The 20,903-nt window shown below is 36.3% G+C and carries 19 protein-coding genes, 1 pseudogene and 1 riboswitch; of the genes and pseudogenes, 12 read left to right on the top strand and 8 right to left on the bottom strand.

The genetic code is table 11. The features are described from left to right. Positions 1–110 precede the first annotated feature (110 nt). The 6 genes from IQ247_RS22395 (at position 111) to IQ247_RS22370 (ending at position 5,350) form a co-directional block, all read left to right on the top strand. Positions 111–1,592: a GUN4 domain-containing protein gene (locus tag IQ247_RS22395; protein WP_193923404.1), complete on the top strand. Its 1,482-nt coding sequence runs from the start codon at positions 111–113 to the stop codon at positions 1,590–1,592. A 107-nt stretch (positions 1,593–1,699) separates the two neighbouring features. Then, the gene (locus tag IQ247_RS22390) at positions 1,700–1,993 is read left to right on the top strand and encodes a type II toxin-antitoxin system RelE/ParE family toxin (RefSeq protein ID WP_193923403.1); all 294 of its coding nucleotides are present in this window, start codon (positions 1,700–1,702) and stop codon (positions 1,991–1,993) included. 13 nt (positions 1,994–2,006) lie between these two features. Further along, the gene (locus tag IQ247_RS22385; protein ID WP_193923402.1) at positions 2,007–2,312 is read left to right on the top strand and encodes a HigA family addiction module antitoxin; all 306 of its coding nucleotides are present in this window, start codon (positions 2,007–2,009) and stop codon (positions 2,310–2,312) included. 61 nt (positions 2,313–2,373) lie between these two features. Beyond that, positions 2,374–2,877, top strand: a complete 504-nt coding sequence (locus tag IQ247_RS22380; protein WP_193923401.1) for a hypothetical protein — start codon at positions 2,374–2,376, stop codon at positions 2,875–2,877. Positions 2,878–2,888: 11 nt separating this feature from the next. Then, positions 2,889–3,314 carry a nucleoside 2-deoxyribosyltransferase domain-containing protein gene (locus IQ247_RS22375; RefSeq protein ID WP_193923414.1) on the top strand — a complete coding sequence of 142 codons (426 nt, stop codon included), beginning with the start codon at positions 2,889–2,891 and terminating at the stop codon, positions 3,312–3,314. A 199-nt stretch (positions 3,315–3,513) separates the two neighbouring features. Further along, positions 3,514–3,676, top strand: a riboswitch (cyclic di-AMP (ydaO/yuaA leader). 336 nt (positions 3,677–4,012) lie between these two features. After that, on the top strand, positions 4,013–5,350 hold the full coding sequence (locus IQ247_RS22370; protein ID WP_193923400.1) for an ArsB/NhaD family transporter: 1,338 nt from the start codon (positions 4,013–4,015) through the stop codon (positions 5,348–5,350). Positions 5,351–5,785: 435 nt separating this feature from the next. Here IQ247_RS22370 and IQ247_RS22365 read toward each other — a convergent pair whose 3' ends face one another. The 3 genes from IQ247_RS22365 to IQ247_RS22355 form a co-directional block, all read right to left on the bottom strand. Further along, the gene (locus IQ247_RS22365; RefSeq protein ID WP_193923399.1) at positions 5,786–6,469 is read right to left on the bottom strand and encodes a Uma2 family endonuclease; all 684 of its coding nucleotides are present in this window, start codon (positions 6,467–6,469) and stop codon (positions 5,786–5,788) included. A gap of 302 nt (positions 6,470–6,771) precedes the next feature. Beyond that, a complete protein-coding gene (locus IQ247_RS22360; protein WP_193923398.1) occupies positions 6,772–8,445 on the bottom strand; it encodes a cyclic peptide export ABC transporter in 1,674 nt (557 codons plus the stop codon). Positions 8,446–8,463: 18 nt separating this feature from the next. Continuing rightward, positions 8,464–9,096, bottom strand: coding sequence for a class I SAM-dependent methyltransferase (locus tag IQ247_RS22355; RefSeq protein ID WP_193923397.1), 633 nt, complete (start codon positions 9,094–9,096; stop codon positions 8,464–8,466). A 464-nt stretch (positions 9,097–9,560) separates the two neighbouring features. Here IQ247_RS22355 and IQ247_RS22350 point away from each other — a divergent pair, with 464 nt between their 5' ends. Beyond that, positions 9,561–11,186, top strand: coding sequence for a mechanosensitive ion channel family protein (locus IQ247_RS22350; protein ID WP_193923395.1), 1,626 nt, complete (start codon positions 9,561–9,563; stop codon positions 11,184–11,186). A 29-nt stretch (positions 11,187–11,215) separates the two neighbouring features. On the opposite strand, the gene IQ247_RS22345 is transcribed toward IQ247_RS22350, so the two are convergent. Both IQ247_RS22345 and IQ247_RS33205 read right to left on the bottom strand, forming a co-directional pair. Then, positions 11,216–11,455 carry a hypothetical protein gene (locus tag IQ247_RS22345; RefSeq protein ID WP_193923393.1) on the bottom strand — a complete coding sequence of 80 codons (240 nt, stop codon included), beginning with the start codon at positions 11,453–11,455 and terminating at the stop codon, positions 11,216–11,218. 53 nt (positions 11,456–11,508) lie between these two features. Continuing rightward, positions 11,509–11,631 carry a hypothetical protein gene (locus tag IQ247_RS33205; protein ID WP_265579703.1) on the bottom strand — a complete coding sequence of 41 codons (123 nt, stop codon included), beginning with the start codon at positions 11,629–11,631 and terminating at the stop codon, positions 11,509–11,511. A 516-nt stretch (positions 11,632–12,147) separates the two neighbouring features. Here IQ247_RS33205 and IQ247_RS22340 point away from each other — a divergent pair. Further along, a complete protein-coding gene (locus IQ247_RS22340; protein ID WP_193923392.1) occupies positions 12,148–13,926 on the top strand; it encodes a reverse transcriptase domain-containing protein in 1,779 nt (592 codons plus the stop codon). A gap of 17 nt (positions 13,927–13,943) precedes the next feature. Here IQ247_RS22340 and IQ247_RS22335 read toward each other — a convergent pair whose 3' ends face one another. Together IQ247_RS22335 and IQ247_RS22330 are read right to left on the bottom strand one after the other, a co-directional pair. Further along, positions 13,944–14,138 (bottom strand): DUF433 domain-containing protein, encoded by a 195-nt coding sequence (locus IQ247_RS22335; protein ID WP_322745553.1) that lies wholly within the window; start codon positions 14,136–14,138, stop codon positions 13,944–13,946. A 246-nt stretch (positions 14,139–14,384) separates the two neighbouring features. Continuing rightward, entirely contained in the window at positions 14,385–14,732 is a 348-nt protein-coding gene (locus IQ247_RS22330) for a type II toxin-antitoxin system Phd/YefM family antitoxin (RefSeq protein WP_193923391.1), read from the bottom strand. Between the two features lie 584 nt (positions 14,733–15,316). Between IQ247_RS22330 and ilvA the strand changes: the two genes are divergently transcribed. Next, complete coding sequence (gene ilvA, locus IQ247_RS22325) at positions 15,317–16,828, top strand: threonine ammonia-lyase, biosynthetic (RefSeq protein ID WP_193923390.1); 1,512 nt, start codon at positions 15,317–15,319, stop codon at positions 16,826–16,828. Positions 16,829–17,304: 476 nt separating this feature from the next. On the opposite strand, the gene IQ247_RS22320 is transcribed toward ilvA, so the two are convergent. Next, positions 17,305–18,435 carry a class I SAM-dependent methyltransferase gene (locus tag IQ247_RS22320; protein WP_193923389.1) on the bottom strand — a complete coding sequence of 377 codons (1,131 nt, stop codon included), beginning with the start codon at positions 18,433–18,435 and terminating at the stop codon, positions 17,305–17,307. A gap of 102 nt (positions 18,436–18,537) precedes the next feature. On the opposite strand from IQ247_RS22320, the gene IQ247_RS22315 reads away from it, so the two are divergent. The 3 genes and pseudogenes from IQ247_RS22315 to IQ247_RS22300 form a co-directional block, all read left to right on the top strand. Beyond that, the gene (locus IQ247_RS22315; RefSeq protein WP_193923388.1) at positions 18,538–19,596 is read left to right on the top strand and encodes a fatty acid desaturase family protein; all 1,059 of its coding nucleotides are present in this window, start codon (positions 18,538–18,540) and stop codon (positions 19,594–19,596) included. Between the two features lie 545 nt (positions 19,597–20,141). Further along, positions 20,142–20,489: a histidine triad nucleotide-binding protein gene (locus IQ247_RS22305; RefSeq protein WP_193923386.1), complete on the top strand. Its 348-nt coding sequence runs from the start codon at positions 20,142–20,144 to the stop codon at positions 20,487–20,489. A 242-nt stretch (positions 20,490–20,731) separates the two neighbouring features. Continuing rightward, a pseudogene (locus tag IQ247_RS22300) lies at positions 20,732–20,903 on the top strand (photosystem II q(b) protein); the annotation flags it as partial.

Raw genomic sequence — 20,903 nt, 5'->3', positions numbered from 1 at the left:
CATATAATATAATGCCAAATATTGATAACTCAAAGTAGTTTTATCAGGAATACTTGAATTACTTTTGTAAAAATAGTAATGTGTATACTGGATAAATATACTTAGCCCAAATGACCTCACCTAGCAAATTCGATGTTTTCCTTTGTCACAACAGCCAGGATAAGGCAGAAATAAAACAAATTGGACAAAAATTGAAACAGCAGGGTCTTCAGCCTTGGCTGGATGAATGGGAATTTCGTCCTGGCTTATCTTGGCAACGTGAACTCGAAAAACAAATTGAACATATTAAATCTGCTGCGGTTTTTATTGGTAGTAGCGGTTTAGGACCTTGGCAAGAACAAGAGTTAGAAGCTTTTTTACGTGAGTTTGTCAAAAGGCAATGTCCAGTAATTCCTGTATTACTTCCTACTTCACCTCAGCAACCAAACCTACCAGTTTTCCTTAATGGTAATATGTGGGTGGATTTTCGGCAGCAAAAACCGGAACCGATGGGACAATTAATTTGGGGTATTACGGGGATAAAGCCACAGCAGCAAGAATTAATACAAGAAGCACAAGCGTTTGAATTTAGACAGCCGCAACAGTCTTTAAGTTACATCTCCGCAACAAAGCAAGAACAGGAAGAGAGGAATTTAAACTCTAACAATGCAATAAATCGAAGTCAAACAATAATGCAGATAAATGGTAAGGAGCGTCAACAGTTTCAACAAGCACTTATAAACGCATTTCCCAATGTTGCTAAACTCAGACAAATGTTTAGCTTTGAGTTAGATAAAAATTTAGATGCCATCGCGATGGGGGAAGATTATTCAGTCATAGTATTTAAATTGATTGAATGGGCTGAAGCTCAAGGAAAAATTGAGGAATTGTTAAATGCAGCTTGTAAAGTAAATCCCGGTAATCAGCTATTACGTGATTTTCAAGAACAGATGCAGAAACCAAAATCGCAAGCACTTATAATACAGTCACAAACAGAACTACAAAAAATTAACTACCAACAACCATATAATTACGAAACTGAAATAGCCTTAAAAAATGAAGAAAACTTTATCAGTCCAAATAAAGAAATAGATTACAAACGATTAAAAGATTTTCTTAAAGCTGGAAAATTTCAAGAAGCTGACGAGGAAACTAAAAACATCTTACTTTTCTCATTAGAAAAAAACATTGATGAGGGGCTAGGTGTAGAGGAAATTAGAAGCTTATCGCCTGAAATTCTATCGACAATTGATGAACTATGGATGAGATATAGTAATCAAAAATTTGGATTTAGCAAGCAAAGAAGTATTTGGGAAAATGTCCTATCACCACAGAAAGGATTTAGAAATATATTTCTTCAATTTAGAAAGAATAAACTTAATAACAGCGACAAAGATAATTGGTATGAATTCACTACGAATATAGGTTGGTATCATACTAATATTAGAACAGATAGAAAAGAATGGATTCAATATACAAATCTTGATTTCAGTCTTGATGCACCTGAAGGATATTTCCCATATTTTCGTAGCTGGTGGAAACGTATGCGTTACCAATATGAGCCAGAACGCTGTATTGCTTTAATGGAACAAATAGATAAATTTACTAAATAAATTTTCAAACACCACGTTAGCTTGATTATTTGATTATCTAAAGAAAAGCACAAAAGCGTTAAGTTAATAATTTCTGGTAGCATGATAACCGTGTCATCATGCTAATTATGATATTATCATTTAAGAATCAAGGAACCGAAGACATCTTTGATGGTAATGACTCAAAGCAAGCTCGAAAGCAATGTCCTATATCCTGTTGGGAAGTTGCACGTAGAAAATTGGATCAACTAAATGCAGCATCATCGTTAGATGATATAAAAGTTCCACCAGGTAACAGATTGGAAGCATTAAAAGGTGAACTTAAAGGTCAGTATAGTATTCGGATTAATGACCAATATCGAATTTGCTTTATATGGACACTGCAAGATGCATCAGAAGTTGAAATAGTTGATTACCATTAGGAAACAAAAACCGATGAAAATTCCAAAATATAGACCTCCAACACATCCCGGTGAAATATTACTAAAAGATTTTCTCGAACCAATGGGAATAACCCAACGACAACTATCAGATGCACTTCACGTACCCTATCAGCGAATAAATGAGCTTGTAAATCAAAAGCGAGGAATTACACCTAGTACAGCAATACGCTTATCAAAATTCTTCGGAAATAGCTCTAATTTTTGGTTAAATCTTCAACAAAATTGGGAGCTTTACTACGTTCTCAAAGAAGAAGAGGAAGACCTAAAAAGTATTTCGCAATTTAAAGCTATAGGCTGATGTACCTTGTTTGACAGTTTCTTTTTGTTATTTAATCCCTAAATGAATGAGTTAATTCAAAATGCCTAAACAAGACTCAACAAAATTAACAAAAGTATCAGTAAATCTCCCTTTCGGAATCGGTGGAACGGAATGGGAACCGGACGATACAGAAAGAAAAGCCGCTTGGTCATTACTTGTAGAACTTGTTACCCGTGTGACCATCCAACCGCTAGAAACAGACCAAGGATTATTGCGGGAAGCATTGACATCTCTGTATAGCTTGTTCGCAACGACACGGGAAATTCTCAAACAAGCAGGTCCCAATGTTGGTGCATCTCGTCAATCGGTGGGGGGAATTGCGATTATTGTGTTGAATCGGGGTTTACGTCCTTTTCTGGCTAAGTGGCATCCTTTATTACAATCCTGGGAAGTGCAACGTCCCCCTAATGTTAGTCCCCAAGAACATGAAAAAAACTGGTCATATCATGACCAATTAAGAAACGAGTTAGAATTACTCAGGGGCGATTTACAGGAATATGCTATAGGTTTATCGGTGATTGCTGGTGTAGATTATTGCTTTTAAGATGAGTATATATTGAAGCGTTAGAAAAATTTGATGGTCAAGGAGATGCGATATTTTTAGGTGGTGGAATTTCCAACTGTCCAGATTGGCAATCGCAAATGGTGGAATTTTTGAAACCTTCACCTTGGATTATTTTAAATCCCCGTCGTGCTAATTTCCCGATTGATAATCCCGATGCTTCTAAACAGCAGATTGCATGGGAACACAGACATTTGCGACTTGCTTCATCGATTCTTTTCTGGTTTCCCCAAGAAACAATTTGTCCAATAACCCTTTACGAACTCGGTGCTTGGTCAATGACGGATAAACCTTTGTTTATCGGAGTTCATCCCAATTATCCGAGAAGACAAGACGTAGAAATTCAAACTGCTTTAGTACGTCATGAAATTAATATTGTTTATTCTTTAGAAGAATTAGCCAAACAAATTTTCAAATAACTTATTCCAATTTTTTCTATATTATTTCTTCTTTCCCGCTCCCTCAAGTTTATAAAAGTATATTGAAAGCAATGCATCTATTTAACAAAGTAGGCTAAATATTGTATTACAAACTTCAATTAAAAAAAAAATTAAAAAGAAAACCCTCTTTAGGTAGATTTGGTTACAAAAAAAACAGATTATGATACAATAATTATCAACAAAGAATCAGCCTAATCCGGCTTATATTTTGCAAGTTGGAACGGAGGAACCACCATTATAGGGGCTTATTTTACTTAGAAGTGTCAATATCTTCTTGGTAAGAGGGATACCTCTCAATCCTAGCCCGTCAGCTAACTTCGTAGGCATCGAGGGGATTGATGATAAACAGCATTTTAACGATGTTTCGTTTTCATTATTATCCCAGGCTAATATTATTCGTTTCAGTTGTGTACTTAATTATTACCTGGTAAAATATGATGCATATTTTTTTAAATTGAATAGAATAGAATTTTAAAAATTCAAGTATTCGTGATGCAGTATTTACGGATTGGTAATTGCAGTAATAGCATTTAAAGCAATACGATAGATTATCTGTACCTAAATCTGATTAGCAGCAAGCTTTCACTGCATTTCAGGTTAAATAATCTTGCTAGTTAATAACTAGGTTAGACGCTAGTAATTCCTAATTAATACTATTAAATTTAGAGGAGCTTGTTATGGGGAATTGGCAAGCAATGTTGAGCGGTGCCATCTTTATTGCTGTCATTAGTTTAATTATGACAGAGTGGATTAATTTGACTGTAGCAGCTTTTTTAGGAGCATTGTTATTAGTTTTTACTAATATAATGACTTTAGAAGAAGCAATTGGATATATTGCGAAAAGTCACGGAACAATATCATTATTTTTCGGCGTAATGGTATTAGTAAGAGCATTTCAACCCACGAAAGTTTTTGATTATTTAGCTGCACGAATACTATTACTGGTAAAAGGAGAAGGTAAACGTTTATTACTAGGAATCATTGCGATAACTATTCCTATTTGTGCATTTTTACCGAATGCGACAACAGTAATGTTGTTAGCACCTTTAATTCCCCCCATAGCGAAAGAATTGAGCGTGAATTTTGTGCCGCTATTAATTTTAATGGTTTTTGTTGCTAACGCGGCAGGATTATTAACTTTAGTTGGTGATCCAGTCACATTTTTAGTTGGTGATGCAATTAATTTAAGTTTTGCAGATTATTTATTACGTTTAAGTTTGGGGGGAGTAATTGCAATTGGTGTCGTTGCGGTGACATTACCCATACTTTTCCGCAAAACTTGGTTAACAAAATTAGATGATTTAGAACACATCCCGCATCCACAAATTAAGCATCCAGAAGCTTTAACAATGGGGGGGTTGATATTTGCTTTGGTAATACTCTTTTTTGTAATTGGCGATACTTTACCAGTGAAAATTTCGCCGGCTGCGGTTGCGTTATCGGGTGCTGGTTTATCAATGCTTGTATCTCATCAAACTAAAGTTGATACAGTAGAAAATATTTTACGGGATGTGGATTGGAGTACTTTAATATTTTTTATGAGTACCTTTGTTTTAATCGGAGGATTGGAAAAAACAGGAGTAATTGAAAGTTTTGCAGGTGTATTAGCAACATCTATCGGTACAAATATGATTTTTGGTTCGATAGTATTAGTTTTTGTGACTGGAATTCTATCGAGTATAGTTCCAAATATTCCTTTGGTGGTAGCAATGATTCCGCTGTTAAAACAGTATTTAATTAATGTTGGATTAGTGGGAACAGAAGTATTAACACCAGATTTCACCGGACAATTACCACCATCGGTATTACCTTTATTTTATGCGATGTTGTTCGGCGCAAGTTTAGGAGGAAATGGTACTTTAGTGGGAGCATCTTCTAATATTGTAGCCGCAGGAATTGCTCAACAGTATGGAAGACGCATTACATTTAAGGGATTTCTTAAATATAGTATTCCGGTAACGCTGTTACAATTAATTGCAGCTACAGTTTATCTATTAATTCGCTTTTTTGTTTAAGGTTCCAGTTTTTTTCCGATGGCTTCTATATCCTTTAATGGTAATGGGTAATCGGTAATGGGTAATCGGTAATTTACTAATTACCAATCCCCAATTACCAATTGGCAATTACCCATTACCAGCCCCAGGAAAGCTTTTTTGCAACTACCACAGTTGGGAATACCGTAAACTTGGATTGAAATCATACTTTATGGGGATTGAGAAATAATTACCATCAAGGTAATCTGAATTTATATACTTCATTAATTTTCACTCAAATCTGTCTTATGAGCCAAGAAGATAAAAATACTATCAAAATAGAACCCGGAACTGTGGTGTTTATTATATTTGTTTTGTTAATACTTCCGTTGCTGATTACAGGTTTTCTTTCTCAGTAAAGATTTTTTATTGATAATAAAATTTAATTTAATTTAATTTAATTTAATTTAATAAAATTTAGTTTTGCTGCAATTTTTCTACAAACTTTTGATGTTCATCTGTTTGCAATCCTTGCTGTAAAACTGTCAAAACTTCAGTTAAATTACTTTCTCGTAAAGCGTTAACAGCTAACCATAAGCCGGGAAAAACTTCGCTACGAATGATACCAAATTTATCAGCTTCTAAGGAAATATAACGACCTTCTTTGAGAATAAACCAATCCAAACGATTTTCATACATTTGCCAAACAATATATTCCTTAACTCCATTACGACGATAAGCATTTAGTTTATCATTGAGGTCGTAAGAAGCACTGCTTGCGGCAATTTCTGCAACTAATTCTGGGGAACCTTGAATATAATCATCTTCAGTAATCCGCGAATTACCACCTACTTCTGGCTCTATTCTGAGTAAAGCATCTGGTTGAGGTTCGTTATCAGCATCTAAGCGTACAGTAGCATTATCTTGTACATCTACTCCCGGTGTTGCTGCCTTATAAACCGTTAACCAACCAATAATAGCAGCATGAGGTCTACCATGTTTTGTCGCACGTACTGGTGAAGCCACGTAAACAACTCCTTCGATTAATTCTGCTTTTTTTAGCTGTGTCATTGCTTGATACCGATATTCAAACTCATAGCGTGTAAGTCGATCGCCATTTTCCAGAGGTGGTACGTTAACAATAGTGGATGTAGCGCTCATAATCAATTATCAATTATCTATTATTAATTACAACTTGCCGCAAGTGCGGGTGTATTTCTATATCTTTTTATAGTAACTCAGAGGAGAGAAGTCAGGTTTCGTGAAAGTTACCAGATTTATGAGAGGATTCATAAAAATGGTATTAATCTTGCTTTGATGTACCTTAAGAGGATGTTTTGAAAGTCTAGTTTAATACTTTACCTGGCGACTATAAGTCGCGGCTACTGATTTTTGTAGTCCGCGCAGGCGGACTTTGTTTGTGTAGTAGCGGTTTAAACCGCCGGATACTTTTAAAACATCCTTTAAGAACTATGTCGAATTACGCCATTTTCTACATCCAATTTAGAGTTAACTCGGTCATACTCAACTTTACCGTAATCTAATTTGATTATTCTATCTGCAAGGTGGAAATAATGGTCATCGTGACTGATAACTAATACTGTTTTATGGCGTTTTTTCAAATTAGTTAATATCTCTTTGTAATAAATATTTCTAAATATTGGGTCTTGGTCTGATGCCCATTCATCAAATAAGTAAATCGGACGATTTTCTAAATAAGCTGTTAATAATGCTAACCTTTTACGCTGTCCTTGAGAAAGTTCAGTGGTTGACAATTTTCCATTTTCTATGGTTACTTTATGGTTTAATTTCAACTGTCGTAAATATTCCTGTGCTTGTTCGTCTAAAGTAGGTTTGCCAATTCCTAAAAGTTTTTCAAACAAGTAAAAATCGGAGAAAATCACTGAAAAATGTTGACGATACCACTCGCGATTCTCATCGGTAATCGTTTTCCCGTCTAAAATAATTTCTCCAGCTTCAGGAATATATAATCCTGTAATTAATTTTGCTAAAGTTGATTTTCCGCTACCGTTACCACCAACTATAAAGACAATTTCTCCAGGTTTAAATGTTAAATCAATGGGACCTAAATTAAAGCGACTTTCTTTATCTTCCCCCGGATATGCATGAACTACTTGCTTTAATTCTAATGTTGAAAATGTTTTGATATCTTGTTTGTTTTCTTCGATATAATTTTCTTTATTACCAGCTAATACTAAACCCATTCTTTCGATTTTTTGTAAGGCTACACTGGCTTTAGATAAGGCTTGTAGTTTATCTAATATGCTCTGCATGGGCAGCATTAAATAAGTCACAGTAAGTATATAAGCTGATAATGTAGCGGGGGGGATTGTCGCTATTTGCGGTAATACAAATAGTAGCGAACCGACAAGGATGAAAAATAAGAGATTTCCCCATCCCGTAGAAACAGAAAATGTTAATAATGCTGCTGAATTTTGATCGCGAGATATAGCTGCACTATGCTGTAATTCTTGTTCAAAAAACTCCTGACGACGGGCGCTATGTAGTTTAAGCTCTTTTATGCCTTCGGTTATGGCGCGAAAATGTTTAAATAAACGATCTTGTTCTTCTCGTGCTGAAATCAGAAAACCTTGCGCTCTGTTAATCAGTAGTTGAATACTACCGACAGCTATCATTACAAACCCCACGGTAAAAGCAAACACGTTACCAGATAGGGAAGACAAATAAAGCAAACATCCAGCAATAATTGCGATATCAACACAGATAAAAGGAATTGCATAGACTGTCGCGGTTAGGGTTGCGACATCTTCTGTGAGGGTTGCTAACAGACGTGGTATACCTAACTTTTCTAAATGTTGTAATTGAGCAGATAAAATTCCTCGACTCAACCGCAACCTTAACTGATATACGGCTTCTTGAGAAAGATTGATTAGTAAAACTTGCGAGATAATGCTGTTGACAACTACTATTAATGCCAAAACTGGAAACTGCCAAGCCAGGTTACTCAAAGTGTCGGAGGATTGAAACCCTTCGCTAATCGCTTTATTGATTAACGCAATCAATCTTGCTGTAGTTCCACCACTGATCAAACCCGTCAAAATCGCGATCGCAACTTGTAACCAAGAAGCCTTTAATAAAAGCCAAATTAAATTCATTCACCACACCGTAGTTGCTTAACATTTCGGTTTTAATCCAATTAGTAGGGCTAATTCTAGCCACTTCCAATAACAGTCCACATCATGAAAACCAATGTTCCGCAACCACCTTAATTGAGTTTCTACATCGAGAAGTTTATTTGATGGATCGTCTTGTTCAACTGTTCTACCTATAGCCTTTAAAAATTTTTCGTGTAAACGAGGGGTTGGTGAAGCAACGTGTTCTAAATTGCAAAAAATACCGCCCGGCTGCAATAAATTAAATATTTCTACGTAAAGGGAACGTTTGCGATTGTGACTCAGGTGATGGATGGCAAAACTAGACACAACTGCATCAAAAGTTCCTTTATTTGGTAAAGCTTTATCTAAATTGTGGTCAACAATTTCCACTGTTGAATCATTTGCAAAGCGAGTTTTTACTGCTTCTAACATAGTTGGTGAAAAGTCCACAGCGATACATTCTACTGAAGGGCGTTCGATTTTGAGCAATCCGAGCAAGCGTCCATCCCCAGTTCCCAAATCGAGAATGCGTTTTACCGTTTTGGGTACCTCCTCTAACAGTACCGCTTCTCCTTCTGTACGATGGGGTATTTGATCGGCTTTTGCAAGATATCCTAAAGCGTGTTCGGCAGAAGTCCAAAGGTTTGTCATATAAATTTCATATAAATTGCGAAGCTAGAAAATTATCCTATCAGCGCAAAATTATAGCTTAATTTATCTTAGTATACCTGATTAAAATATTTCCTAAAAGGGCAAAGAATTGTATTATTTCAGACTTGATAAACTCTTTGTGACTTGAAGATAAAAAAAGTTTTTTATGTTGCGATAATGGCTAAGATTCTACGTGTCAATCTGGTAATCTAACTGAAGCTTGATATTTATTATTTTACACGAGTTAGTCCTGACTCTAGTTAAGCATAATGGAGTTTTCACGAGCTGAAAATGCTGGCGAGCGCAGTTATTCTTTTTCATTTAGTTAATCCCTACAAAGCCTTCAGAGACAAAGCTTTGAGCGATAAACACAGATGAGACATTTTGATGATTCTAGAGTCCCTGGGAACGAAGGCAAGATATAAAATATCAAACTCAGTAAATATTCTCTCTCGGCGAAAAATATGAACATTCTTTATACTTTTGATGCTAATAAGTTATTAAAGTTACTTTTATTACAAAATATTCCTTCTGCTTTTTTTCAGACTTTAGGAATTTATTTGCTAGCAGCATTGTTGTTGTATATAACTTTATTTTACATAGTGCGTCCTTTAGTACGCCGTTTCGATAATTATCCGATACTTCTTATACTCAGTGTCATTGAAAATCCCCTCGTAATTACTGTTGCTTTATTAGGAATTAAATCCTCTATTAGCAAATTAAATTCATCGGAGATAACTAATTGGATTCAACGCAGTTTAACCGCTGGTATTGCGATCGCGTTAACTTATTGCCTAGCACAATTATTTACTCAAGTAATCACTTATTACTTACGTGCTTATACAAAGCAAACTGAAGCAGTTTGGGATAATGTATTAGTTCCGATTTTGGAAAGATTGCTTCCAGCTTTAACTTATATTTTGGGAACATTCCTATTTTTAGAGGCTTTAGGAATTGACTTAACAGGAATTTGGGTAGCTTTTGGAGGGTTAACTTTTGTACTTGGTTTTGCACTCAGAGATATTTTAGCTAATTTTTTCAGCGGTTTAGTATTATTAATTGATACACCCTTTCAATTTGGGGATGTAATTGCAATGCCAGATAATTCTCTTGCAGTAATCAAAAATATTGGCTTGCGTGTCACCAAATTATACTTAGTAAATAGTGATTCAGAAATTTATATACCCAATGCATCGTTAGGAAGTAAAGATATCATTAATTTATCTCGTCCGACTCCCCATGTAGCAAAAACAATTCAATTAGATATTAAAGTAAATACCGACCAAATATTAGCTAATCAAATATTGCGAGAAACAGTTTTAGGTCATCCCGATACCTTAGGAAAACCTGCGGAAAAGTTACAATATATAGATGATTTTCAGGGATTGAAAGAAGCAGATGAAGAAAATATTTCCAAAATAGTAGCAGGAAAAGAACGATTAGAAATAGAAGAAAAAGTTAATATTCAGTTAGAAAAAATCGAACGTAAATTTAAATATCTAATTCGCGCCATACAAATTTTAAAAAAAGGAGGTTTGAGCGAAGAGCAAGTTAAAATAGTACAAAAACATTACAATCAAATCTTAGAATTAATCGGATTAGAAATTATAGATGATGATAGTAGAAAAAGAAATCAATTAGTAGAAGTCAACGTTGATATTATCAATAATACCTTAATTGGTTTAACCAGAACTTGGTATCAAGCTTGGTTAAAAGATCCAGATTTACGGATAGAAGACGAATTAACCTTAGAAGACGAATGGGAAAGTAAACTAAACATTCTGAAAAATAAAGTAACTAGATTATCGCAAAAAATAGCCAAACCGGGAGGATATGAAACCCTACTCGATGAATACGTACTTAACCTTGTACAATGGCTACAAGACGAATTTAAATCATCATCAACTCGATGGAAAGAGCCAGCAATTAGGCTGAGTAGTTTAGGTAGCGATTCAATGCAATTTACGGTCAAGTTTTATGTAGACCATATTAAATTAGAACATTGGGAAAGAAGCGAACGTGTTGCTAATGAAGTGCGTCGGGAAATGGTGCGGAGACTTGGGGAAGCGGGGGTTTATAATAATTCGTAATTGGGGGTTGGTATTATAATTTCTCAACACTACCCATTTATAACCTCAGCGAATGCTTGATTAATTACATCGTCGGTAACACCATGTCGCTTTAAACTTGCAACCAAAGCATTAGGGGTTGATAATAAATAGTCTGACTGAGGTAGACTAGTACTCCGCAGAATCTGTATACGCTTGTATTTTCTTGCTGAAATTTTTCCTTTCTTACTCAGTTGTTCTAATTGTTCTCTTTGTGAGATATTTAAGTTAATAATGTACTTTTTAGGCATGATGAGTAGATGCACCCTGGGGTCGCTATAAATGTTTTAAATATAGCTTAATACTAGATGGCGATCAGCCGCACGGTTGCGGCGATCGCAACGGGGTTGGGGTAGTGCGATCCGAAAAGGTTGCTAGCTACTACCAGGGAGCGAGACGCTCCCACTACGAGCGCGTTACCCCGCATAATCAATGTGGCGGAGTACTAGTACTCTGTCACATTAACTATGCAGGGTAATCAATGTAATATTGTAGGTTGGGCTGAACGGAGTGAAGCCCAACGCTGATGTTGGGTTGCGCTCCGCTTAACCCAACCTACCAAGAGGCATTTTAACCCGTCAAAGTTGGTGTGACAGACTACTAGTAGTCTTTTTCATTTATTCTGAGGGGTTCATTTATCTCTGAAACCATGTAGAGACGCGAAATTTCGCGTCTCTACAATCCCGCATAACTAATGAAAAGGATTACTAGGGGATTTTGTCAGCAGGTAAAAAAAAAGACGATATTTATATAATCCATGGTATAATTTTTATATTTGGATACTCGTTTAAATGATTGATTCCCGCTGTTGATCCTGCGGCGGTATATTTTTGAAGGTCAACGTATATACACGTGATCATTCTTTTAATTACTTAGCGATTGCTAGGGTAGTAAGTTGGAATATACAGCGAGTATCCAATTCTCTTATGTATTTGCGACCAAAATGGGTACTACTGCTTTAAGTCGGACAGAAGAAGAATTAAAAGAAGACTTCTATAAACTAAAGACACGTCAGGATATCGCTCAATTATTAGAAATCAGCGATTATCAATTAAGGTACCACTTATATATTTACCCTCGCGATAAAGCATACACAAAATTTCAGATACCGAAGAAAACGGGTGATTATAGAATTATTTCTGCTCCTATAACAAGCTTAAAAATTATTCAGCGAAAGGTTAATCAAATTCTTAAATGTATTTATAAGTCGAAACCTTCAACATATGGTTTTGTCACTGGTAAAAGTATCGTAACAAATGCTAAACAACATCTTAGACAGCGACATGTTTTAAATTTAGATATTAAAGATTTTTTTCCTTCTATTAATTTTGGCAGAGTTCGCGGTTTATTAATGGCAGTTCCATATAGCTGTACAGAGGAAGTTGCAACAATCTTAGCTCAAATATGTTGTCATGAAAATCAACTCCCACAAGGCGCTCCCACTTCACCAATTATCTCAAATATGATTTGCGCTAAGTTGGATTCTCAGTTACAACGTCTTGCAAAAAAATATCAGTGTATTTATACAAGGTATGCTGATGACATAACATTTTCAACTTCTAGAACAAAATTTCCCGGACATTTAGCTTGGTTTTCTCAAGAAGCAGATGTATTAATTTTAGGTAATGACCTTAAAAATATAATTGAGAACAATGGTTTTATCGTTAACGACTCTAAGTTAAGATTGTACAATAGATATAAACATCAAGAAGTCACAGGAATAACAGTCAATCAAAAATTGAATGTTAAGCGTAGTTATATTCGCCAAATTCGTGCAATGCTTCATGCGTGGGAAAAGTACGGGATTGTAAATGCCGAAGTTGAATTCTGGAATAAATTTGATCGGAAGTCTTCTTTTAAGAAGGATAGAAAATCATTTAAGTCCATTGTCAAAAGTAAAATTGAATTTATCGGTGCAGTAAAAGGTAAAGATGACACAATTTACTTAAATTTTTTAAGGTGGTTAAAGCGTCTTGCTCCTGAATTAGTAAGTGATAAAAAACTAAATCAATATAGTGATAAGTTGTTAGAAAATAACTTTCGATTAAAAGCAACTATCTGGACTGAAGGAAAAACAGATATCAAACATCTTAAATCTGCACTAAAATGGCTAAAATATCAAGGTAAAGAATTTAATGTGGAACTTGAATTTAAAGAAGATTTAGATGACCAAAAGCAGGGTGATGGTGAATTATTAAACGTATGCCAACAGTTTTGTAAAGAGAAAAAAATTATACCAATTATTGCTGTTTTCGATCGAGATGTACCTAACATTATCCCTAGAGTACATGATGATACTATGGGATTCAAAGTTTGGGGAAATGGAGTGTACTCGTTTGCTCTACCAATACCTCTACACAGAAAAGAAAACAAAGATATATGTATTGAATTCTACTATACAGACGAAGAAATCCAGAAATTAGATGAAGATGGTAGAAGAATATATTTAAGTAGCGAATTTAATTCCAAAAGTGGTCGGCATATTACATTTGATGTTAATACTACGGATAAAAATAAGCTTAAACCAAATCAATTAAAGATTATAGATAATGATGTATTTGATAAAAATAATAAAAATATAGCATTATCAAAAAATAATTTTGCTGACTACATATTTGAACAGAAATCAGGATTTAACGATTTTAATTTTAGAGCATTTGAAGAAGTATTTATAATTATAGAAAAGATTATCAAGTATCATGCAGAAATAATTAAGGAATAATTAGTAAAAGTTAATTTTTACTTTACTTGGTCATCTAAATATGTAGAAGCATAAATCAGAGCTTGACGAATATCTTCTTCCTCCAATTCAGGAAACTCTTGAAATAATTCTTCTTTATCGGAATAAGTGGCTAGTAATTCAATAACTCTACGCACTGTCAAACGTAAATTACGAATGCATGGTTGTCCATTCATGCGAGCAGGATTACTGATAATTCCATCTAAGAGGATGTTTGAAAAGTTTGAAAAGTCTAAATTAATATCATACCCGGCGAATATAATTCGCTACTACACAAGCAAAGTCCGCCTTCGCGGACTAACACCATTATTAAGGATTATAAACCCACGTAGGTGGGTTTTGTTTGTGTAGCCGCGAATTATATTCGCCCAAAACTTTTCAAACACCCTCTAATTTCATAATTTTATTTATTTTTTTTAATCTCAAAGATACAACTAATATTAATTGTTATCTTCCCCTAACTTACGCTTTCCTCGCGCTTTGATATTTTCAAGTAAGCTAGGTAGAGACTCATCATTATATTCTGTATACTCGCCATTCTTCAATTGTTCCGCTCCAATTGCAATATCGCGCTTCAAAGCTTCAAACTTTAACTTCCGCAATTCTTCTTCTGTACGCTCAAGCTTATCCATCAGTTCCTGAAACGCACTCGCATCATAAACCACAACTTCTGCTTTACCATTGACAGTCAGTACCAAAGGTGATTTAGTCGCCTTAATACGCTCTAGGAATTGCTTAACATTGCGCTTAAAGTCGGTGAGGGAATGAATATTATCTAAATTAATCATTTAATTAAATATCTAATAAAGTCCTTATTCAATTGTACAGTATTCTATTCCTCTCTCCATCTCCTACCTCAGCGCCCTCTGCGTCTCTGCGGTTTTTATAAAGGGAAGGTTGAAAACCCTGTGACTTTAGTCCAGGGATGAAAACTGCATAAAGGCTTTTAAGCCTCAGTCATTTATGGTACGATTTTATTAACAGGAACGGTAACCAACCTGTATAAAAACCCAACTGCCTAACGGCAATCTGTACCTTGACAACTGAAGATATGGGGTTCTATTCCATAGTTTTAGTTCCTTCCCAGGAATAGGTAAAATCTTCATGGGGACTAGACGTTCAGAATTTAAATCAAACAAATTTTTGGAATAATCCAACTACCGAGGGGCACTCGGAAAGTAACGCTTGGGGAGAGAACCACCTCTTGGTTAGATACCGCAAGGGGTCTAGTCTAAGTGGACTCATTGAATCAAGAATCTCCGTGTCTTTAGACCGGAGAGTGTCAATTCCTCTATCTCTTCTCCAATCCCAAAAACTACCCAAACTAACGTAAAATAAATCTTCATCCAGCATCTACAATTTAGTGTTCCCCATGCTCTGCGACTACCTCGTACAAATCCTGACCGCTCGCGTATATGATGTTGCTCAAGAATCACCATTAGAAATCGCTCCATTACTCTCAAAACGACTAAATAACAACCTTTTGCTCAAACGCGAAGATATGCAATCGGTGTTCTCTTTTAAACTACGCGGCGCTTATAACAAGATGGCAAATCTGACACCGGAGATGCTCGAACAAGGTGTAATTGCGGCTTCTGCGGGAAACCATGCTCAAGGTGTGGCTTTAGCTGCTTCTAAATTGGGTACTCGCGCTATTATTGTTATGCCGAAAACTACCCCCCAAGTAAAGATAGACGCTGTGAAAGCGCGGGGTGGTGAGGTGGTTTTACATGGGGATACTTATGATGATGCTTGTGGATATGCTCGTGAATTGGGAACAGAGAAGAATTTAACGTTTATTCATCCCTTTGATGACCCAGAAGTGATAGCGGGACAGGGTACCATTGGTATGGAAATTTTGCGACAATATCAAAAACCTATCCATGCAATCTTTGTGGCAATTGGTGGTGGTGGTTTGATTTCAGGAATTGCGGCTTATGTCAAGCGGTTACGTCCGGAAATCAAGATAATTGGAGTTGAACCGATGGATGCTGATGCCATGTATCAATCGTTGCAAGCTGGTCATCGGGTAAGATTATCGCAAGTTGGTTTGTTTGCCGATGGGGTAGCGGTGCGAGAAGTGGGTGAGGAAACCTTTCGGCTTTGTCAGCAGTATGTTGATGATATTATTCGGGTGAGTACTGATGATACCTGTGCCGCCATTAAAGATGTGTTTCAAGATACCCGGTCTATTGTGGAACCTGCCGGGGCGTTAGCAATTGCGGGAGCTAAAGCTTATGTGGAAAGAGAAGGAATTGAAGGTGAAACTTTAGTGGCGATCGCCTGCGGTGCTAACATGAATTTTGACCGTTTGCGGTTTGTTGCCGAACGTGCGGAGTTTGGAGAACGTCGGGAAGCTATTTTTGCAGTGACAATTCCCGAAAAACCGGGAAGTCTGCATCAGTTTTGTAAATGCATTGGTAAGCGCAATTTGACCGAGTTTAATTATCGCATTGCCTCGGATAAAGAAGCGCAAATTTTTGTTGGGGTACAAATTCAAAACCGTGCCGATGGGGTAAAGATAGCTCAAACTATTGCCAATTGCGGTTTTCCTATTATCGATTTGACAGATGACGAGTTAACGAAAATGCATTTGCGTCATATGGTAGGAGGGCGATCGCCATTAGCTGACAATGAGTTATTATATCGGTTTGAATTCCCTGAGCGTCCCGGTGCATTAATGCAGTTTGTTGGTTCCATGAGTCCGAATTGGAATATTAGTTTGTTTCATTACCGTAATAACGGCTCGGATTACGGCAGAATAGTTGTAGGAATGCAGGTTCCACCAGAAGAAATGGTAGAATGGCAGGCGTTTTTGGATACTTTAGGATATCAGTATTGGGATGAAAATAAAAATCCTGCCTATAAGTTATTTTTGGGTTGACATCAAAGGCGTGCATCCCAACTACAAACAGTTAAATTTAATGACACAGATTACTAGCGGTACGAACTGTTTGTTTTAATGCTTTTTGTAAACTACCACGCTCCTCATCTACGGCAGTATACAGAATTTGCTCTTAGTTAAAGGACTTGCAAATCAAACACACCTCAATTTCACACCTAAAAGGATGCGGGAGAATGGTAGCCTCGCATATTTATATCTCGGCGGGAATTTGACACGAGCAATTTTAATTCGTAATTGGTAATGGGTAATGTATCCTCACTCTGAACACTTTAAAACCTTATCAAAAGCGCCTTAACCCAACATTAAGTTATTAGTATCTAAAATATCTCAAAATAAACAAGACTGGTTGTTCGCGATCGCTGTGGTTGGGGTACCACACGATTAAAAAAATCCTCGTTACAAGTCAAGTTTGATTTTTGTGTCTAACCCAGCCTACAACTGTTGCGTTTTTATGGTTACGCATGAACTAATAGGTATTGACCGTTTCCAAGAATTTCACCATCACAACCGTCAAAATACGAAATGCATAAGAGCAAATAAAGTCTCCACATCCGGCAGAACTTATCGTAGTTCATGCCATAATTTAAATCTTTGACTTTTGCTTGATTTTGGTCAAAATTCATCAACCAATTTCTGAGAGTCTTAGAATAGTTAGCACCATTTAAATACCATTGATTAATGGTTTTCAGGTTTGTATTAATAAGCGGGATGACATCATAACTCCACACCCGCATATTTGGGAAAATATATTTGTTGATAAAAGGATGGGTTATGTTGTAAGGTAATTTGGTTGTGATTATGTGAACTAAGACTTTGCCATCATCTTTGAGGAGGGAAGCCAGTTTTTGGAATGATTTCGTTAAATTACCTATATGCTCAAAAACTCCAATTGTGATAATTTGATCAAACTTAGTCCCCAAATCAATATCATTAAAGTCTTTTTCATATAAAGTGAATCTATCTGAACTGAGGTAACTATTAGGGTCTTGCATTTTTTTTCGTATATATTCGCATTGCTCGTGACTTAAATTCAAAGCCGTCACTTGAGCATGAGGAAATCGGGAGAGAATGTAATTTGATGCAGAACCCCAACCGCATCCCAAATCTAAGATTTTGTCTCCGTCTTGAATGCCTGCTTTTTCAATTAAATCATCGAGCATATGCATTTGGGCTTGCTCAAGGCTAGATGCTCCTTTTTCCCATAAAGCCATGCTGTATTTGGGATATAAGAGTTCTGTCTCTTTCAACATGAGACTGAACATCTCTTCGGGTAGGTTGTATTGAATGTTCATTAGCTCCTGCGATCCCTCTGCAAGGCGATCGGTTTGAAGCAACAGCCATTCATAGGGAACTAAAAGAGAAGGAAAATACTTATAGCTGCAAAGCATAGAGAGATTTAAAAGCGATTTCAGAACTTGTTCGGAGATTTTTAGTCCATTGATATAAGCCTCTGCTCCTGTCATTACGATTGCATTAAATCCGGCGATCGCTGTGCGGCTGACTTGGTAACTAATTCCGCTTTTATTAGTCACATCTCCTACTAAAGGAGTATGTCTTTGGGTATTATTTGGAATGCTGGAAGTCATATGTACACTCCTTAAATTTGTCTTTGTCTAAGACTATGATAAAACCAAATAAAATGGATAGTTATAAAATCAATTCATTGTACTAAAAATTAACTATTTTTTATGAAGCTTAATAACGACCAAAAACTAATTCCCCAGGGGACCTATGCGAAAATATTACGTCCCTTACTTCCAACTGAAGCGTTTGCACCCAATCCTAATAAGTTATTTATTCTTTTTATTAATTTGGCAATTTTAATCCTAGGCTGGGTGATAGCAACTAAGTTAGATTTTTGGCAGCTATATCCTATATTGTTTTATTTTCCCCTAGCAATCATCATGGGCAATAGCGTTATTGTCTTATTATTTAGCTCTCACGACCTGATGCATGGTAGCGTAATTAGGAACCGTCGATTAACTTATTTGATTAGCTTGTTAGGACTAACGATGTTGTGGATGCCACCAACTTTGTGGAAAGCAGTTCACAATCGAGTGCATCATAACAATACTAATTCTTTGAAAGATCCCGACCGCCACTATTTATACAGTCAGCCTCAGACTTGGGGAAAATGGATTCAGGATTTATTTGTGCCTTCTGTTGAAGTTAATCCCATATGGTTAACAGTGGGAATGGCAACAGCCTGGGGAGTACATACTTTTCGCAATCTCACATCTGTGTTGTTATTTAATCGGGAAGATGTAGATTATGTCCCCGCAGCCTTTACAGTTAGTACTAAAGACCGTTTGGCGATCTTCTGTGAATTTTTTGTCATATTAATGATTCATTTGAGCATTTTGACTTATCTGCAATTTGACCCGCTAAAACTCATATTTAGTTATTTTCTTCCTGTGGGAATTGGTTATGCAGGCTTGATATTTTATATTTATACAAATCATCTGCTGTGCCAAATGACCGAGGTTAACGATCCCTTAATTAATAGTGTTTCTCTTCAAGTTCCAAAAATATTTGATAAATTGCATTTCAATTTTTCACACCATACGGAACATCATATTTTCCCAGGAATGAACTCAGACTATTATCCAATGGTTAGGAAGTTGTTAGAAATTCACTATCCCGAACGCTTTAATTTATTGGATGCTGGGGATGCTTGGCATTTGCTGATGAAAACTCCTCGATATCATGAAAATGAACAAACCTTCACAGATTGCTCAAGCAATTGAAATGGGGAAAAATTTCTCATATCTAAAAAATCACGTTGCTCCCTTGAATTTCTCAAGTTAGCATCAAAGCTGAGAATACCTGTCCAAACTGATTTACTAACGTGATCGCAACGCAGCTTTGAGCATTCAAAGTTGCTAACCGCAGTAGAAAAGCCAGTTGTGTCTATATTGTGGAAAAATAATAAAGTTGGAAACCCAATCGTGAAGTTTCTTGAAGACTTGTTCAAATAGTTACACTGCCATGCTTCAAATAACCATTATTCAATGATTGTTATTTATAGTTTTGTGACAGTTTCCAACTTTTGCCGCGATCGCGATTCGGTAGATGGGGAACGATTAGGTATCTCAGTTTCCAACTTTATTATTAAAGGCTATGCAGTATATAACGACAAATCAGGGCTTTCAGTCGTTGCCAGTTTCCAACTTTATTATGTTTGTACACATATAATATGATGCGAATAATGGGAAAACTCTAAATTAGAAATTATTTGAGTCCTCCGTCCTATCATTAACAATTGATGAACAGCAATGACAATAAACAATAAATGACTACCCAAGACACAATTTTCGGCAAAATCATTAGAAAAGAAATTCCTGCCGACATTATTTATGAGGATGACTTAGCATTAGCCTTCAAGGATGTTAACCCCCAAGCACCCGTTCACATCTTGGTTATTCCTAAAAAGCCAATTCCCCAACTAGCCGATGCTTCCCCCCAAGATCAAGCTTTAATGGGACATCTTTTATTAACAGCCAAAAAAGTCGCCGAAGATGCCGGATTAACCAACGGCTATCGCACAGTTATTAACACTGGTTCCGACGGCGGACAAACAGTCTACCACTTACACATACACATCCTTGGTGGAAGACAGATGAAGTGGCCACCCGGTTGAGAGCAAGAGAGGAAGAAAAGTGAGGAGTTAGGAGTTATGAGTGAGAAGTTATGAAAACATCTGTAGTGGGAGCATCTTGCTCCCTATTCCCAGCCTTCAATTAATAACTAAAACTTATAACTTATATAAGATAAATTTCATGAAAAAAGCTTTACAAATTGTAAAACTTCCTCTAATGTATAAATATGGGTGAGCAAAAAGACTTACCAATACATAAAAAATAAAAAGCAATTATCCGAACCATGACAACCACATTACAAAGACGCGAGAGCGCTTCTGCGTGGGAGCAGTTCTGCGGATGGATTACCAGCACCAACAACCGTTTATATATCGGTTGGTTCGGTGTATTGATGATTCCTACCCTCTTATCTGCAATCACCTGTTTCATCATCGCTTTTGTTGCAGCACCTCCTG

It is taken from the genome of Plectonema cf. radiosum LEGE 06105 (assembly GCF_015207665.1).
Taxonomy (GTDB): domain Bacteria; phylum Cyanobacteriota; class Cyanobacteriia; order Cyanobacteriales; family Nostocaceae; genus Rivularia; species Rivularia radiosa_A.
Note: the sequence above shows the minus strand (reverse complement) of the source record. Positions and strands in the feature narration are given on the sequence as shown.